The organism is Solidesulfovibrio aerotolerans, assembly GCF_009856865.1.
Taxonomy (GTDB): domain Bacteria; phylum Desulfobacterota; class Desulfovibrionia; order Desulfovibrionales; family Desulfovibrionaceae; genus Solidesulfovibrio; species Solidesulfovibrio aerotolerans.
Map to the genome: position 1 here is coordinate 1 of NZ_WVUD01000137.1, position 466 is coordinate 466.

Below are 466 nucleotides of genomic sequence, written 5' to 3' on the forward strand. Positions count from 1 at the left end.
ACTTGCGCATGTCCGTGGCCCCCAGGGCCAAGTAAACCCGGACGTCGTTTGCCGGCAGCATCATAGCCGTGTCAGCGTGCGGACAAGCTTTTCCAGCACCGGCGCGGCGAAGTCGCCTCTGATCTCAATGCGAAAGGCGTTGCCCACGTGCACCAACATCGGTTCAGGCGTGGTTGCCATGTCCCCCTGAGGCGACGCAGACAGCGGCACAGGGACGATTGCGAAGCAAGGCGCTGCCTCTTCGTTGGCCAATCTCGCCAAACGCTTCCGCCAATAGCCCCATGAACTTTGGGAAAGACCCTGCCGCCGGCAGTAAGCCCCCTGGCTCAGACCACTGCCTCGCCATGTCTCAATATGTCCAGCCCAATACGCCGCCTTTTCGGATCTATGCTCCGGTGCCGATGCTACCATGGTCGCCCCTCCTGGGGACACTCCATGCCAGAAAATTCAGGAGGCGTAAGAAGGG

1 protein-coding gene is annotated in these 466 nt (G+C 60.9%); it reads right to left on the reverse strand.

Annotation, left to right across the window (positions count from 1 at the left end; all coding sequences use genetic code 11):
* Positions 1 to 60: 60 nt before the first annotated feature.
* A complete protein-coding gene (gene tnpA / locus GTA51_RS21635) occupies positions 61 to 411 on the reverse strand; it encodes an IS66 family insertion sequence element accessory protein TnpA (RefSeq protein WP_439333345.1) in 351 nt (116 codons plus the stop codon).
* Between the last annotated feature and the right edge of the window lie 55 nt (positions 412 to 466).

Bases quoted from the DNA above. Each gene is read 5' to 3' on its own strand.
- tnpA (WP_439333345.1), bottom strand. From the start codon at position 411: ATGGTAGCATCGGCACCGGAGCATAGATCCGAAAAGGCGGCGTATTGG.